Below are 16,847 nucleotides of genomic sequence, written 5' to 3' on the forward strand. Positions count from 1 at the left end.
AAACGCAGCCTGAAAACCCATTTTCAGGCTGCGTTTCTCTATTTCTCCTGTTTCTTCAACATCAAACAAGCCAGCACTAAATACAACAGCGCAAACCCAGCCACCATCGCAAATTCCAGTTGCAAGCCGCGCAAGCCCAGCCCTTTGGTAAACCCACCAATGCTAATGCGCTGATACCAAGACGCAGGAAAACTTACCCCAATCGCATAAGCCCCGCCCGTCATCGTAGAAACAGGATACATCAAGCCCGAAAAATTCACCGTCGGAACCATCGCCACAATCGCCGCAATGAAAAACGCTGCCGTTTGCGATTTTGTGAACGAAGACACCATCAATCCCAAACCTGTAGAAGCCCCCACAATCAACGTAGAACCGAGCAACAACGCCCAAAACGAACCCTTCAGCGGCACGCCAAACCAAAACACAATCATCGCCGACAGCACCAAAAAGTTAAACAAACCAGCCAGCACATACGGCAGTTGCTTGCCCAGCAAATATTGCGACACACTCGCAGGCGACGCGTACAAATTCGCAATCGAGCCAATTTCACGCTCACGCACCACGCTCAACGCCGTCATAATTGCAGGAATCATCATCAGAACCAGCATCAGCATATTCGGCACAATCGCGTTCACACTCTTGAAATCTTGGTTATACATATAACGCGGCACAACTTCCGCCGATTGCGGCAACTCAATCCCACGCTGCTTCAGCGTTTGCGTATTAAAACGCGAAACCAACGCCGCCGCATACGCCTGAATATTCGTTGCATTGAATGGCGACGTGCCGTCAATCAACAAGCCAATTTCAGGCTGCCTACCTTGCGCGATGTCCTTGCCAAAATGGTCGGGAATATCCAATACCAGCACTGCCGAATTGCTTTTCAGTGCGTGGTCGATTTCCGCTTCCGAGAGCAATTCAGGCTGCTCGTCAAAATAACTAGAACCGCGAAACTGCTCAACCAGTTGCCGACTGAACACACTTTGGTCGCGGTCAAACACCGCAAATTTCAAATGGTTCACATCAAACGACACGCTCCAGCCAATCGAAGCCAGCATAATCAGCGGACCGAACAGCGCGAAAAACAAGCGAATTTTGTCGCGCAGCAACTCTTTGGCTTCGCGCCGCGCAAACGTGAACATGGTGGCAAACCAGTACACAAAACTATCCGAAGTGTGGCTGTGTTTTTCAGGCTGCGATTCTTTCAGGCTGCCTGAAACGCGTGAAACAAACACCAAATCGTTCACAATCGCTTGTTCATCGGGATAATGCACCAAGCCCGAATTTTCAAATTCAACTAACACGCCTGTTTTCAAATGCGCCCATTCTTTGGCGACTAGGTGTGGCGCAAATTCGTTCTGTTCCATAATCGCCACAATGCGCCCCAAATGTTCGCCAGCCAGCACATCATCGCCCAACTGCACGCAATCGCCGTCTGCATATTTCAGGCAGCCTGAAACAGAGTTTTGCGCGTTTTCAGGCTGCGTTTGTGCCGCGTCTTGTTCTAAATAATGAATAAACGCTTCTTCCATATTGCTTTCGCCGCTTTGGGTGACTAATTCGGTTGGCGTACCCACTGCCAACACGCGCCCACGGTGCATAAGTGAAATGCGGTCGCAGCGTTCCACTTCGTTCATAAAGTGGGTGGATATGAAAATGGTAATACGGTCTTTGCGCGACAATTTCAGCAGCGTTTGCCAAAACATATCACGCGCGGCAGGGTCCACACCTGAAGTGGGTTCGTCCAAAATCAGCACTTCGGGATGGTGCAAACAAGCGGCGGCAAGCTGCAATCGCTGGCGAATACCGAGCGGCAGAGATGCTGGCGCAGTGTCTGCCACTTTGTCTAAATCAAAATCATGCAGTGCGCGCAGCACGGCTTGTGTGCCGCTAATACCGTCCATTTGATATAACTGGGCGTGCAGCAGCAAATTCTGGCGCACGGTCAGCTCTTCATACAGGGAAAACGCTTGCGACATATAACCAACTTTCATGCGCGTTTGCATGCTGTTGGCTTCAATCGGGTAGCCCAATAATTCGGCTGAACCTTCGGTGGCATCGAGCAAGCCTGTGAGCATTTTCATGGTGGTGGATTTGCCGCATCCGTTTGAGCCGAGAAACCCGAAAATTTCGCCTTTGGCAATGGTAAAGCTGACGTGGTCCACGGCGGTGAAATTGCCGAAACGTTTAGTTAAACCGTGCGCTTTCATGGCTGGCGGTGCGTCTGGCAATGGCACAAACGGGGTCAGTTCAAATTGGCTGTTGGTTTGGCGGTCTTCAGGCAGCATTTTGATGTAGGCTTCTTCTAAAGTTGCCGTGCCGTAATGTGCCAACACTTCTTTGGTAGGGCGGTTTTCTAGCAGCTTGCCTGCGTCCATTGCCAATAAGTGTTCAAATTGTTCGGCTTCGTCAATGTAGGCGGTGGCGACGATGACGGTCATGCCTTGCTGCTCTTGCTGCAAATCGTGAACGAGTTGCCAAAATTGGCGGCGTGACAAGGGATCCACGCCTGTGGTGGGTTCGTCCAAAATCAGCAAATCGGGATTGTGAACAAGGGCGCAACACAGGCTGAGTTTTTGTTTCATGCCGCCTGACAATTTGCCTGCGGCGCGTTGTGGAAACGGGGCTAAACCTGTTGCGTCTAATAATCGCTGAATGCGTTTTTTGCGCTCGGCGGCGGTTAAGCCGAAAAGTCGGGCGTGAAAGTCTATGTTTTCGTAAACGGATAAGGTAGGATAGAGATTTTTTCCGAGACCTTGCGGCATGTAGGCAATGCGATGGGAGAGTTCGTGGCGCGTTTTGGCGTGGGCGATGTTGCCTGATAAGATGTTTACGCTGCCGTTTTGGATAATGCGTACGCCTGCGATAAGGGAAAGTAGAGTGGATTTACCCACACCGTCTGGTCCAATCAAGCCTACTGTTACGCCACGTGGTATGGTCAGGGAAACGTTGTCCAACGCTAACACTTTGCCGTAGCGGTGGGATAGGGATTGTATGGAAACGGCGTTGTTTGTCATGGGGAATCTCTTTTTTGTTTTTGATAAACGCAGCCTGAAAGGGGTTTTCAGGCTGCGTTTGATTTATTCGTAGGTCGGGCAGGCTTGCCCGATATATTCCACAAACGGATTTGTCGGACTACCAGCCCAACCTACGGCAAATCTGTAGGCTGAGTGATAAACCCAGACCCGACAAGTTCTTTTGTAGAGTGTGTGAACTTGTTCACGCACCATTTTAAAAGTCACTAAAGTTTCGCTGGTTTGGTGCGTGCGTACCGCATACACCCTACAACAAGTATTAAAATTGACCGATTTTTAAAACTTGTCAGATCTGGGTTATCACCCAGCGATTTTCAGGCTGCGATTTCAGGCAGCCTGAAAATTACTGCGGCAACCGAACCGCCAACTGCTCAGACCACTCCGCGTCCGCACTCATGCGCACAAAACCATTGCCCGTCATGCCGCCTTTGAGCAAGCGATTGAATTGCAAAGCCGTTTCTGCAGGCACTTTCAATTTCACTTTAAACATCAACTTTGCCCGTTCATTCGCCGTTTCCACGTTTTTGGGTGTGAACTGCGCTTCAGTCGCAATAAAACTGATTTTGGCAGGGAACACCGCGTCCACGCCATCCAACACAATTCGCGCTTCATCGCCCACTTTCAGGCTGCTCACTTGCGCGTTGGGCAGAAAAATATTCATGCTCACATCAGACGGGTCAAGCAAGCTCACAACCTTGCTGCCTGCGCCAATCACGTTGCCCACTTCCGCGAGTTTGTATTCCACGCGCCCATTTTTCGGGCTGACAATATTCATGTCGTTGTTTACCGATTCCGCCGCTTTCATTTGCGCTTCTCGTGCCGACACGCCAGCTTTGGCTTCCTGAACTTGCGCTTGCGCTTGCAACAACGCGGCTTGCGCTTGCCCTACTGCCGCCAACGCCTCTGCTTTTGCCGCACGGGCCGCCGCCACGCCAGCCGTTGCGCCATCACGTTGCGAACGGCGGCGTTGCGTTTCTGCGTCCGATACTAACTCTTCGCTTTGCAACTGACTGGCGTGGTTCAATTCCATTTGCGCTAATTTTTGTTGATGCAGTTGCGCGGCAATTTGTGCATCTGCACGGGCGGCGGCTTCTTGTGCTTGTCTCACGGCAGCTTGTGCTTGCTTCACACCTGCTTGGGCGCGTTGCACGGTTTCTCGTGCAGCCAATTCGCCTGCTTGGGCTTCTTCTACGCGACTGGTTGTGGTGTCGGAAGAGAGTTCGGCTAACACGTCGCCTGCTTTCACTTCGCTGCCTTCGTCCACATTCATGGATTTCACGCGCCCTGCGTATAGGCTGGCTACGTCAAAGCGGTTTAGCTCCAAACGTCCGTTGGATTGCGCGATGTTGGCGGGCAAGGTGGACGTGTGGCTGCGTTGGTATGCGTAAAAACCTCCGCCCCCTAGCGCGGCTAAGATGATGATGGGAAGAATGAGTTTTTTCATGGGTTGGACTTTCTGAATGTGGTTTCAGGCTGCGTTTGACAGGCAGTTAATAGAAAAAGAAAAAACAGGGCGATGATTTTCATTGTTGCTGTATTTTTTTGATGTGTTCTATATAGGCTTTGGCTTGTTTCAGGCTGCCGCCTGTTACGCGGCGGAAACAGCTTTGAGCTAAGATTTCTTCGTTGAGTGCGATGAGAAAGCGGACATCTTCTAGGGTTTCGTTTTCTTTGGGATAACCGAGTTCGCGCTCGCGTTGGCGCAGTTTGTGCATGGTGGGGAAGACGATTACGCCCATCAGCACAAAGGTAAAGAGGAGAATAAAAAGGGAACGGTCGTCCATGATGTTGTTTTTTTATGAATGTGTGTAGGGGAGTGATGTTAGCACGTTTGGGGTAGCCTTTGGGCGGTTGTAGGTCGTGCTGGCAACCAGACAGTTTCTCTGGATTTTAAAGTTTGTCAGGTAAGTCTGCACGACCTACGATTGGTTCTGCAAAAACCATGCCACTAATGCGGCATCATCGGGGCGCGTGAGTTTGATGTTACGACTGTCGCCTTCTACCAACAATGGCTGCAATCCGAGCAATTCAATCGCAGATGCGTCGTCTGTGATTTGGCTTAAATCGGCTTGGGATAAGGCGCGGTGCAATAATGCAGCCTGAAACGCTTGTGGGGTTTGTGCTTGCCATAAGCCTTGGCGCGGTACGGTTTCGGCGATTCGGGGTTCGTTGGGCGTTTGGCGTTTGAGCGTGTCGGCGACGGGGATAGCGAGCATTGCGCCGTGTCCGTGTGTGTCGTTTTCCAGTGCATCTAACAGGCGGTTGAGTGCGCTTTGCGGTAAACAGCAACGCGCGGCATCGTGGACGAGTATGGTGTCTTGTTCGGTGATGAGGTTTTGTGCGAGCAGGATTTGCAAGCCGTTGGCAATGGTTTGGGCGCGTGTGTCGCCGCCTACTCGATACACGGCGGCATTTTCAGGCTGCGTGATGCTGGCGTTGAACCATTCGTCTTGTGGCGAAACAATAATGGCGATTTGGGCAATGCGTGGGTTTTGGGCAAACAGGTTGATGGTGTGCTGCAAAACGGGTTGTTGATTGATTGTGGCGTACTGTTTGGGGGTGCTTGCGCCAAAGCGGCTGCCGACGCCTGCGGCTGGGATTAGGGCGATGTTTGACATGGTGGTTTTTTCAGGCTGCGTGAAATTTTGAGAATGTCGGATTCGAGAATCCGACCTACTAATTTTCGGAAACTTCTGTTTTCCTACGATACACAGTCGCGCCATTAGAAGATTTGTCTAGCGCATTCAAATATTCTTCATGCGCGGCTAATTCGGCTTCGCTGGCGCGTTGCACTTTCAAATTTTTAGGGCGCGGACGCGTGTTTGCAGTCGCCACGCTGCTTGAAACTTGTTCAAACTGGTCGTTTAAGCTGAACTGCTCTTGCGTCATTTTCAGGTACACGCCGCCGAGCAATTCGCAGTCAATCAGTGCGCCGTGCAATACGCGGCGGCTTCTGTCCACGCCCAAGCGGGTACACAATGCGTCCAAGCTGTTTTTTTGTCCTGGGTAACGGTCTCGCGCCATTTGCAGCGTGTCGGTAATCACGGGGCAAACGGTTTCTACATTGGGCAGCCCTACTTTGGCAAATTCGGCATTCAAAAATCCTACGTCAAACTTGGCGTTGTGGATAATCAATTCTGCGCCGCTGATGTAGTCAAAAATTTGCTGGGCGACTTGGGCAAATGTGGGTTTACCTGCCAGTTTATCTAGCGTGATGCCATGCACGGCAATCGCTTCTTCGGGAATGTCGCGCTCTGGGTGCATGTAAAGGTGCAAGTCGTTTTGGGTGAACTGGCGATTGACCATTTCTAACCCTGCAAATTCAATCATGCGGTCTGGGTTTTCGGGTGCGCTGTGGTGGAAACCTGTGGTTTCGGTGTCTAGAATAATTTGGCGAGTGGTTTTCTTCATTTTTGCGGTCTCGTTGTGGTTTTCAGGCTGCGTGAATATTGGTGCGCGGAGCACACGCTACAATTATGCGTTAAAAGGCAGCCTGAAAGTGTTTTCAGGCTGCCTTAAGTTTATTTATAGGGATTTTCTACGCCGTTAATCAGTTGCACTAAATATTCGCGCAACTGACTTTCGCTGCACCCCATCAATAAAGCGTCTTCAAACGCGTCTTGTGCGGTTTGGAATAATTCGTCCATGTTTTGCGTCATCACTTTGATTTTTTCGGTGCAAGAAACAGGGTCACCATTATCGCTAAACCATTTGGGCATTTCAGGCTGCATTTTTTATCCTTCTTGAGAACTTAGTTACGAATAAAATTTTGCGCGTTGTTGCGTTTCACACGGCGCGCGGTGGCGTAGCGGCTGTTCCAGTATTTGTTAGACAAACTGGTGATTTCAATGCGTTTGCCTGTGCGCGGTGCATGGATAAAACGTCCCCCCCCCACATACATGCCAACGTGCGAAATGCGCGAACCATGTGTGCGGAAAAACACCATATCGCCTGCTTGCAATTCGCTACGTGAAACGTGGCTGCCTATGCCTGCTTGAGCGGCAGAAGTGCGCGGTAAGTTCACGCCAAATGATTTGCGGAACACGTATTGCATAAAACCGCTACAGTCAAAACCTGTGGGCGATGCGCCGCCGAAGCGGTATGCCACGCCTAAAAAGCCCATTGCGCTGCGGATTAATTCGTCTGTGTCGCCGCTACTGTTGCTGGCTACGGGTTCTTCGCGGCGCGGTGCTGGCTCTAGTGGCTGCGCAACAACTTTGGGTTGTGGTGCTGGCGCAGGCGCGGGTTTAGGTGTGGCTACTTGTCGTTGCGCTTGCCGCGTAATCATTTGCCCCAAAATATCGTTTCTTGGCGCGGCTTTTTGCACGGGTTTGGGCACAACTTTTTTGGGTTCTGGTTTTGGAGTAGGTTTTGGTTTTTCTACAGGTTTGCTGGTTTTCTTTTCAACGGGTTTGGTTGTATTTTTGGATTTTGCTTGTTCTTTTGGTTTTTCTTTGGTTTTAGCGTTGTCTTTTGAAGCAGATTTTTTGGTTTCTGCTTTTTTAGGCTCGGCTTTTTTGGTGTCTTTTGCTTTGTCTTTTGATGCTGTTTTAACAGCAGCTTTGGACTCTGCTTGCTTCGGTGCTGCATGAGCTGTGCCGCTTACCAGTAACAACATGGCAAGTAATCGGTAAAGTGTGTTGTTCATCATTTTAGTTATCATGCACAAAATAAAAAAATTGCTCGCATTCTAACTGATTTCAGGCAATAACACGTTAAAAACTGTCAGTATATGCAAGGATTTTGTTTCTTCGGTTATTTTCAGGCTGCAACGGGGGTTTCAGGCTGCCTGAAATGGATTTTTTTGTTAAAGATTGTAATCTTAAATTTATTTTTGCTATGATACCGTTTTTCAACAATATGGGAGCCATTCATGTCTTCTAATAACAATAAAGACCCTTACGCTCACATGCGCGAATTAACCCTTCGCGGCACGATTTTGGGCGCATTGATTACGGTCATTTTTACGGCATCAAACGTCTACTTAGGATTGAAAGTCGGTTTAACTTTTGCCTCTTCCATTCCAGCCGCCGTGATTTCTATGGCGGTTTTGAAGTTTTTCCCCGGTAGCAATATCTTGGAAAACAATATGGTGCAAACGCAGGCTTCTTCGGCGGGTTCGTTGTCTGCCATTATTTTTGTGATTCCAGGTTTGCTGATGCTCGGCTACTGGCAAGGTTTTCCATTCTGGCAAACTCTGTTTATTTGTGCGACTGGCGGCATTTTGGGCGTGATTTTCACCGTGCCTTTGCGTCATGCGATGGTGGTGAAAAGCAAGTTGCCTTATCCTGAAGGTGTGGCGGCTGCGGAAATTTTGAAAGCTGGTAATCACGATGAAACCTCTGATACCTCTGCCGACACGGGCGCGAAAGAAATCTTAATCGGCAGCATTTTGTCTGGCGTGGTGAGCTTTGCAACCAACGGTTTGCGCGTGATTTCAGATAGCGCGAGCGTGTGGTTTAAAGCAGGAAATGGCATTTTTCAGTTGCCAATGGGTTTCTCGCTGGCATTGCTGGGCGCAGGTTACTTAGTCGGTATCGTGGGCGGTTTGGCGATTTTGGCAGGGATTGCGTTCACATGGTTTGTGGCTGTGCCTTACTTAACTGCCGCTAATCCGCAGCCTGTTGATATGGAAATGGCTGCCTACGCGATGCAAATTTGGAAAACCAAAGTGCGTTTTATCGGCGTTGGCACAATCGGTATCGCGGCAATTTGGACGCTGATTAGCTTAATCAAACCGATGGTGGAAGGCATGCGCCAATCGTTAGCCATGTTGAAAAACGCCAACGCTTTGGACGCTTCGCACCGCACCGACCGCGATATGTCACCAAAAAGCATGATTTACATCACTTTGGCTTGCATGGCGGTGATTGCAGCTACCATTTGGTATTTTGTTCAAAGCACTCCGATTTCTGCTGGTTTAACCGTTGCTTTGGTGCTGGCTTGCACACTCTTGGCGGCTGGCATCGGTTTCTTGGTGGCGGCAGCTTGTGGTTATATGGCTGGTTTGGTGGGTTCTTCATCAAGCCCGATTTCAGGCATTGGGATTATTTCTGTTGTGATTACTTCGCTGGTTTTGATGGCGATTGGTCAAGCTGGCGGTTTAATTGGTACACCTGAAGGCGAACAATTTTTAACGGCTCTGACAATTTTCACCGCATCTATCGTGTTAGCAATTGCGTGTATTGCCAACGATAACTTACAAGATTTGAAAACAGGTCAGTTGGTTCACGCAACGCCTGCGATGCAACAAATCGCGTTGTTGATTGGCTGCGTGGTGGGTGCGATTGTGATTGCCCCTACTTTGCAAATGTTGTATCAAGCCTATGGGTTCACAGGTGCAATGCCACGCGAAGGCATGGACGCAGCGCAAGCTCTGTCCGCCCCACAAGCCACTTTGATGACAACCATCGCAAAAGGCATTTTCTCTGGCGACTTGCAATGGGGTTACATCTTTGGCGGTATCGGCTTGGGTGTGGCTTTGATTGTGATTGACGCGCTGTTGAAAAAATCAACTAACGGACGTTTTGCTTTGCCAGCGTTGGCGGTGGGTATGGGTATTTATTTGCCGCCTGTGGTAAACGTGCCAATTGTGATTGGTGCGATTATCGCGTGGTTCATCTCTCGCCATGTGAGCAAAAAAGCGAAACAAGCTGGCGCGGACGAAGAATCAGCGCAACAAATTTCTGTGCGCCAAGGCACTTTGTTCTCAGCAGGTTTGATTGTGGGCGAAAGTTTGATTGGCGTGGCGTTGGCGTTTGTGGTGGCTGCTTCTGTTACTTCAGGCGGCTCGGACGCACCTTTGGCATTGAACTTGCAAAACTGGGGCACAGCTTCGGAAGTTTTGGGTTTGATTGCTTTTGTGATTGGTGCGGTGGTGTTTGTGCTGCGTACCGTGAAAACTAAAAACTGATTGTTGTAGATAACAAAATGCAGCCTGAAAATATTTTCAGGCTGCATTTTTTATTTTAAAAATTGTTGGTTTTTCTGGTGTCTGCCACCGCTAGACCCTTAAGCTCTAGATAAATATCAAGTTTTTGTGCTTGCCACAACCAAGAGCATCGCCCTTAGCAAAATTATCAGATTGACACTGAGTCAACACTTATTGCCCATAATTGTAGCAAACAACATCACAAAACGCAGCCTGAAAAACAGTTTTCAGGCTGCCACATGATAAAATCACACCCTTTCACTTTCCCATTTTCAGGCTGCGATATGTCCAAACCAACCGCCCAACAAATCCTACAAAACACATTTGGCTACCCCGACTTTCGCGGACGACAAGGCGAAATCGTGGACACCGTAGCGCGTGGCGAAAACGCACTCGTACTCATGCCCACAGGCGGCGGAAAATCGCTGTGTTATCAAATCCCTGCGCTGCTTCGCGATGGCGTGGCGATTGTCGTTTCCCCACTCATCGCGCTGATGGACGACCAAGTGGCGAATTTACGCGCAGCAGGCGTTCACGCGGCGGCGGTGCATAGCGGCACACCGCCCGAAATCGTGCGCCAGTTGGCAGACGATATTCATTCAGGCAGCCTGAAATTATTGTACGTTGCGCCTGAACGCCTTGTTTTGGAACGATTTTTGCGATTTATGGACAACACGAACGTGAGCCTGTTTGCGATTGACGAAGCGCATTGCGTCAGCCAATGGGGACACGATTTCCGCCCCGAATATCAACAACTTGGCTTGCTCGCCGACCGCTATCCCAACGTGCCGCGCATCGCCCTAACCGCCACAGCAGACGCAGAAACGCGTGCCGATATGAAACATTATTTGAAATTGGAAAAGGCTGCCGAGTTCGTTTCCAGTTTTGACCGCCCGAATATTTATTACCAAGTGATTGAAAAAAACAATGGTAAAAAGCAATTATTGGACTTTATCAAGCGGCAAATGCACGGACAAAGCGGCATTGTTTACTGTTTGAGCCGCAAAAATGTGGAAGATGTTGCCGCGTTTTTGTGCGAAAACGGTTTGAATGCCGTGCCGTATCACGCTGGCATGAGTTTGGAAAATCGCCAACAAAATCAACATCGTTTCACGCATGAAGACAATATTATTGTGGTGGCAACGGTGGCGTTTGGTATGGGGATTGATAAACCTGATGTGCGTTTTGTCGCACATTTAGATATGCCGCAGAGCATTGAACATTTCTATCAAGAAAGCGGACGCGCTGGGCGTGATGGGCTGCCTGCCGTGAGTTGGCTGTGTTATGGCATGAATACGCTGGTTTTGCTGAAAGAACGCATTCAGGAAAGCCAAGCATCTGATTTTCAAAAACAAGTTGAATTACAAAAATTGAACGCGATGTTTGACGTGTGCGAAACGGCAGCTTGTCGCCGTCAGCTTTTGTTGCGACATTTTGGCGAAAGCAGCGAGCCGTGTGGGAATTGCGATAATTGTCTGCATCCGCCTGTGCGTTTTGACGGCACGGAATTGGTGCAAAAATTGTTGAGTTGCGTGTATCGAGTGGGACAGAAATTTGCGGCTGGTTATGTGATTGAAGTTTTGCGTGGAAAATCAACGGATTGGATTGTGCGAATGGGGCATGATAAATTGTCCACGTTTGGCATTGGCGCGAATTTGAGCGATAAAGATTGGCGAAATGTGGTGCGACAATGTATCGGTTTAGGCTTATTAAACAATGATATGCACAATTATCAGGCGTTGATTTTAACGCCAGCCGCCAAACCTGTTTTGCGTGGCGAAGAAACCGTGATGTTGCGCCCACTCAAACGCGAAAAAGCGGCGACCAAAGTGGCGAAAACGGACACTTGGTTGCGGACGGAACGCGAAGAGCGTTTGTGGCAAGCGTTGCGTAAGTGGCGGTTGGATAGGGCAAAATTGGACGATGTGCCTGCGTATGTGATTTGCGGCGACAAGACTTTGCGCGATGTAGTGGAGCGGCTGCCTGAAAATTTGGCGGATTTGGCGCAGGTGTATGGTTTGGGCGAAGCAAAAATTAAGCAGTTTGGCGATGAGATTTTGGAAATTGTGGAACAGCATTTGTCGGGCGAAAATCCTGTTTCTGCGCCGAATAACGGCGTACCGTTTTGTTCCCAAATCGGAGATTTGGACAAAACTGGCAGCAGCCTGCAAAATGATTTAGCAGAAAATTCAAATGATGACACACCAGCACAACAAGCGGCGTTTAACGCGCTGACGGCTTGGCGAGCGGAAACGGCGGCGGCGCAAAATAGCACGTTGCACAGCGTGATTTCTGATGATTCGTTGGCGGATTTGGCGCGATTGTTGCCGAGTGAACCGATTGATTTGCAAATGATTTACGGTTTGGGCGATGTGCGAATTGGCAAGTTTGGCGATGAAATTTTGCGCGCGTGTGCGCCGTTTTCAGGCAGCCTGAACGATGATTTGGCGCGTAAACGCTTGTTGTTGCGCGAATTGCAATCGTGGTGCGCGGCAACGGCGCAAGCGGAAGATGTGGCGGAATTTCGCGTGTTGAGTAAGCCGACTTTGCGCGCGATTGCGAATAAGTTGCCTGAAAATATGGACGCGCTGCATCATGTGCATGGTTTGGACAATGAGAAAATTGGGAAGTATGGGGAAGCGTTGATTGAGATTTGCTCACGTTTTCAGGCTGCCTGAAAATATAGTGGATTAAATTTAGAGGTAGTGTCCTGAAAAGTGTGCTGTAAAACTAAACAATGCCAAAGTGAATATCAAAGAAAGCTAAATCAAAAACTTTCTTGTGATAAAACATACTTTTAGAAAAGCAACACGTTTTTCTAAACGCTCGCCTTACTTTGTGCCGTAAACGACAGTTATTACCCTCAATGCCAACTGTGTGTTGCTTACCAACTAGATGCCATTCTTCATTTGAAAAGACATTTAAAAATGCAGCCCAGTCGTCGGTCGCCATTCTGTCGTAAGTTATGCGTAATTCTTTTAAACGCCGTTTGAGTGCTCGCGCTGTTGCTAAATCGTGCTTACCCCAAACGTAAGCGACAATTTCGCCACTTTCTCTGTGATAGGCATAGACTAGCCATACTTTATTAGACTTGTTACCGACAAATGTCCAAAACTCGTCTATTTCAAGTGTAGAGTAATGTTTTTGTTTAGGAAATGGCTCAAACTCATGGCGTTTTAAAGCAGCCTGAACCTTGTCTTTGCTGTAACCCGTAATTGCTGCAATATCGCGAATACCACAACCTCTAACGGTCATTCTCCAAACCTGTTCATCAGCTTTGGAATGACAACCCTTATAGGTAAGGTTATGGTCGCCAATAAAATTACGACAACAATCTTTGCAAAAATATTTTTGTTTACGATTGCCAGAGTAGCCATTTTTCTTTATATTTTGTCCTTGGCAGCGAGGACATTTCAGAGTTATTTGTATTTTCACACATTCAATAATACTCTGTTTTCGCTGCTTTTTTATTGCTTATTTTTTACAGCACACTTTTCAGGACACCACCCTTTTTTTCAATCCCGACAGATAACACAGATTTTTATAAGAGTTTTTATTTAAATAAGGATTATATAGAAGGTTTATATCCTAATTAAATGGGGTAATCTTTATTAGGTAGTGATGGTTTTGTCATGTGGCTTGGGCGCAATTGATTATGCGGTATGCCTCCGCAGATCAAAAAACAGAACAACCTAGGGACTATTGACAATTCAAAAAAAGAGGCAAAGGATTTAAGATATTGTTTCCACACAACCATCCTAAACCTTTGCCATGTCCCGAAACACGCTTACAAATGAAACACGGTCAAGACTGTTGCTCATTTTGAAACAGCTTGGCATTTATCGCAAGAAAAATTTACGCAAAACAGTAGAAGGTATCCTGTTTCGCTTACGTACAGGCTGCCAATGGGCTGATATACCTAGTTATTTTGGTAAAGCAAACAGCCTTTACCAAAGTTTCAATCGCTGGTCTAAACGCGGTATTTTTACCAAATTATTTAAACATTTGGCAGATACACCCGATATGGAATGGGTCTTTATGGACGGTAGTCATATCCGCGTTCATCAACATGGCATGGGTAAAAAATCCATTGTGCATCAAGCTGTTGGTAAGAGTATCGGAGGTCATACGTCTAAAATTCATTTAGCGGTTGATGCTTGTGGTAATCCAATTGAATTTATGATTACAGCTGGTAATGTAAATGATATTGTTGTTGGGCCTGATTTATTGGCACAATTGGACTTAAGTGATAATGAAACCGTGTGTGCTGATAGAGGTTTTGACAGTGATACTTTTCGTCGGTTAATTCATTCTAAACAAAGTAAAGCCAATATTCCATATAAGAAAAATAGAGAACATCTTAATGTGGACACAGATTGGTATTTATATAAAATCAGGCACTTGGTAGAAAATGCTTTTGCACGATTAAAGCATTTTCGTGCGCTGGCAACACGGTACGATAAATTAAAACGTAATTATGAAAGTACCGTGTCATTAGCTTGTGCTTTGATTTGGTTGAAATTATAGCTAAAATGTCATTAGCCCCTAGTTAAATCTCGTCAAAATGAATACTTTTTGAAATAAAGTGATAACACGCAGCCTGAAAACATGAAAAACGGTTTTCAGGCTGCCTTTTTATTTACCAATTGGTATAAAATGCTTTTTTACCTTTTCAGGCAGCCTGAAAAATAAAAACCAAACCAAATCAACCATATTAAAAGGAAACCCAATCATGCCAGATTACCGCTCCAAAACCTCCACTCACGGTCGCAACATGGCTGGCGCACGCGCTCTGTGGCGTGCAACAGGCATAAAAGACGACGATTTCGGCAAACCCATTATCGCCATTGCCAACTCATTCACCCAGTTTGTGCCAGGACACGTTCACTTGCACAACATCGGGCAACTGGTGGCGCGTGAAATTGAAAAAGCAGGCGCATTGGCAAAAGAATTCAACACCATCGCCGTAGATGACGGCATCGCCATGGGGCATAGCGGCATGCTGTATAGCTTGCCAAGCCGCGATTTGATTGCCGACAGCGTGGAATACATGGTAAACGCCCACTGTGCCGACGCGCTGGTTTGCATTTCTAACTGCGACAAAATCACGCCGGGAATGCTCATGGCGGCGATGCGCTTGAATATCCCAACGATTTTCGTATCGGGCGGCCCTATGGAAGCGGGCAAAGTGATTGGCAGCATCAATATTGCCGATGAACGCCGTTTGGATTTGATTGATGCCATGGTTGAAGCCGCAGACGACAACGTGTCAGACGCGCAAATTTCCGAAGTAGAACAAAACGCCTGCCCAACTTGCGGCTCTTGCTCAGGCATGTTTACTGCCAACTCAATGAACTGCTTAACCGAAGCCTTGGGCTTGTCTCTGCCAGGTAACGGCTCATTGGTTGCCACCCACGCAGGGCGCAAAGAATTGTTCTTAGAAGCAGGGCGCAAAATCGTTGAAATGACCAAACGCTACTACGAACAAAACGATGAAACCGTGTTGCCACGCAGCATCGCCACCAAAGCCGCGTTTGAAAATGCCATGACCATGGACATCGCCATGGGTGGCAGCACCAACACGATTTTGCATTTGTTGGCGGTGGCGAATGAAGCTGGCGTAGATTTCAAAATGGCAGACATTGACCGTTTGAGCCGCAGCGTGCCATGCTTGTGCAAAACCGCGCCAAACAATCACGATTACTACATGGAAGACGTACACCGTGCAGGCGGCATCATCGGCATTTTGAAAGAATTGGACAAAGTCGGCAAATTGCACACAGACGTTCACACCATTCACGGTAGCAGCCTGAAAGACGTGATTGCCAAATGGGACGTAACCAACCCAGCCAACACCGAAGCAATTGAACGCTACAAAGCCGCACCAGGTGGTGTACGCACCACCGAAGCATTCTCACAAAATCGCCAATGGAAAACGCTGGATTTGGACCGCGCCAACGGCTGTATCCGCGACGTGGAACACGCTTATTCACAAGACGGCGGTTTAGCGGTGTTGTTCGGTAACATTGCGGAACGCGGTTGCGTGGTGAAAACGGCTGGCGTTGATGAAAGCATTTGGCAATTTTCGGGACGCGCGCGCGTGTTTGAAAGCCAAGAAGACGCGGTTGAAGGCATTTTGGCGAACACGATTGAAGCTGGCGACATCGTGATTATTCGCTACGAAGGCCCGAAAGGTGGACCGGGTATGCAAGAAATGCTGTACCCAACTTCTTATTTGAAATCAAAAGGTTTGGGTAAAGCCTGCGCCTTGCTGACAGACGGACGTTTTTCTGGCGGCACATCGGGCTTGTCCATCGGACACGCATCGCCAGAAGCAGCAGAAGGCGGCGCGATTGGCTTGGTACACGAAGGCGACACGATTGAAATTGATATTCCAAACCGCCGTATTCAGTTAATGGTTTCCGATGAAGAATTGGCAAATCGTCGTGCGGAAATGGAAAGCCGTGGCAGCAAAGCATGGAAACCTGTGGCGCGTGAACGTCAAGTTTCGGCAGCGTTACGCGCTTATGCCGCGATGACGACTTCGGCAGACACAGGCGCGGTGCGTGATGTGAGCCAAGTGGAACGTTGATTTTTTTGATGTGAAATGAATTTTCAGGCAGCCTGAAACGTGAGAGATTGCGTTTTTAGGCTGCCTGAATATGTATTTTTTCATAAAAACACTGTAAGGAGGGTTATGTCTCGGCAATATTTAAATAGGAGTATCTCTAATAAAGATAATCGTGAATTACGCAACCGAATAGCGCATCATGAACCTATCTTTTAGCGTGATTTATTATCCGACTATCAAACTATCCGAAATTTTTTAAGCGCATGTCAATCGCCTGATTTCATGAATTGGTTAGACAGTCATCAGGCAG

12 protein-coding genes are annotated in these 16,847 nt (G+C 48.1%); 4 read left to right on the top strand and 8 right to left on the bottom strand.

Annotation, left to right across the window (positions count from 1 at the left end):
* Positions 1–38: 38 nt before the first annotated feature.
* The 7 genes from rbbA to QEO93_RS09590 all read right to left on the bottom strand — a co-directional run bounded on the left by rbbA (position 39) and on the right by QEO93_RS09590 (position 7,323).
* Entirely contained in the window at positions 39–3,017 is a 2,979-nt protein-coding gene (rbbA, locus tag QEO93_RS09560) for a ribosome-associated ATPase/putative transporter RbbA (protein ID WP_085815419.1), read from the bottom strand.
* 361 nt (positions 3,018–3,378) lie between these two features.
* A complete protein-coding gene (locus QEO93_RS09565) occupies positions 3,379–4,479 on the bottom strand; it encodes an HlyD family secretion protein (RefSeq protein ID WP_032136279.1) in 1,101 nt (366 codons plus the stop codon).
* A 79-nt stretch (positions 4,480–4,558) separates the two neighbouring features.
* Positions 4,559–4,819 (bottom strand): hypothetical protein, encoded by a 261-nt coding sequence (locus QEO93_RS09570; RefSeq protein WP_032136280.1) that lies wholly within the window; start codon positions 4,817–4,819, stop codon positions 4,559–4,561.
* A gap of 135 nt (positions 4,820–4,954) precedes the next feature.
* Complete coding sequence (ispD, locus tag QEO93_RS09575; protein ID WP_032136281.1) at positions 4,955–5,653, bottom strand: 2-C-methyl-D-erythritol 4-phosphate cytidylyltransferase; 699 nt, start codon at positions 5,651–5,653, stop codon at positions 4,955–4,957.
* A gap of 58 nt (positions 5,654–5,711) precedes the next feature.
* A complete protein-coding gene (gene dnaQ / locus QEO93_RS09580; protein ID WP_032136295.1) occupies positions 5,712–6,446 on the bottom strand; it encodes a DNA polymerase III subunit epsilon in 735 nt (244 codons plus the stop codon).
* A 110-nt stretch (positions 6,447–6,556) separates the two neighbouring features.
* Complete coding sequence (locus QEO93_RS09585; RefSeq protein WP_032136282.1) at positions 6,557–6,766, bottom strand: hypothetical protein; 210 nt, start codon at positions 6,764–6,766, stop codon at positions 6,557–6,559.
* Between the two features lie 20 nt (positions 6,767–6,786).
* Positions 6,787–7,323, bottom strand: a complete 537-nt coding sequence (locus tag QEO93_RS09590) for a C40 family peptidase (RefSeq protein ID WP_032136296.1) — start codon at positions 7,321–7,323, stop codon at positions 6,787–6,789.
* A gap of 585 nt (positions 7,324–7,908) precedes the next feature.
* Between QEO93_RS09590 and QEO93_RS09595 the strand changes: the two genes are divergently transcribed.
* The gene (locus QEO93_RS09595; protein ID WP_044249844.1) at positions 7,909–9,948 is read left to right on the top strand and encodes an OPT family oligopeptide transporter; all 2,040 of its coding nucleotides are present in this window, start codon (positions 7,909–7,911) and stop codon (positions 9,946–9,948) included.
* A gap of 302 nt (positions 9,949–10,250) precedes the next feature.
* Positions 10,251–12,644, top strand: a complete 2,394-nt coding sequence (recQ, locus tag QEO93_RS09600; RefSeq protein ID WP_032136283.1) for a DNA helicase RecQ — start codon at positions 10,251–10,253, stop codon at positions 12,642–12,644.
* A 52-nt stretch (positions 12,645–12,696) separates the two neighbouring features.
* On the opposite strand, the gene QEO93_RS09605 is transcribed toward recQ, so the two are convergent.
* Positions 12,697–13,401, bottom strand: coding sequence for an IS1 family transposase (locus QEO93_RS09605; protein ID WP_284627584.1), 705 nt, complete (start codon positions 13,399–13,401; stop codon positions 12,697–12,699).
* 336 nt (positions 13,402–13,737) lie between these two features.
* On the opposite strand from QEO93_RS09605, the gene QEO93_RS09610 reads away from it, so the two are divergent.
* Together QEO93_RS09610 and ilvD are read left to right on the top strand one after the other, a co-directional pair.
* Positions 13,738–14,493: an IS5 family transposase gene (locus tag QEO93_RS09610; protein ID WP_284627585.1), complete on the top strand. Its 756-nt coding sequence runs from the start codon at positions 13,738–13,740 to the stop codon at positions 14,491–14,493.
* A 205-nt stretch (positions 14,494–14,698) separates the two neighbouring features.
* Positions 14,699–16,558: a dihydroxy-acid dehydratase gene (ilvD, locus tag QEO93_RS09615; protein ID WP_032138048.1), complete on the top strand. Its 1,860-nt coding sequence runs from the start codon at positions 14,699–14,701 to the stop codon at positions 16,556–16,558.
* Positions 16,559–16,847 lie beyond the last annotated feature (289 nt).

It is taken from the genome of Kingella negevensis (assembly GCF_030177895.1).
GTDB classification, from domain to species: Bacteria; Pseudomonadota; Gammaproteobacteria; order Burkholderiales; family Neisseriaceae; genus Kingella_C; species Kingella_C negevensis.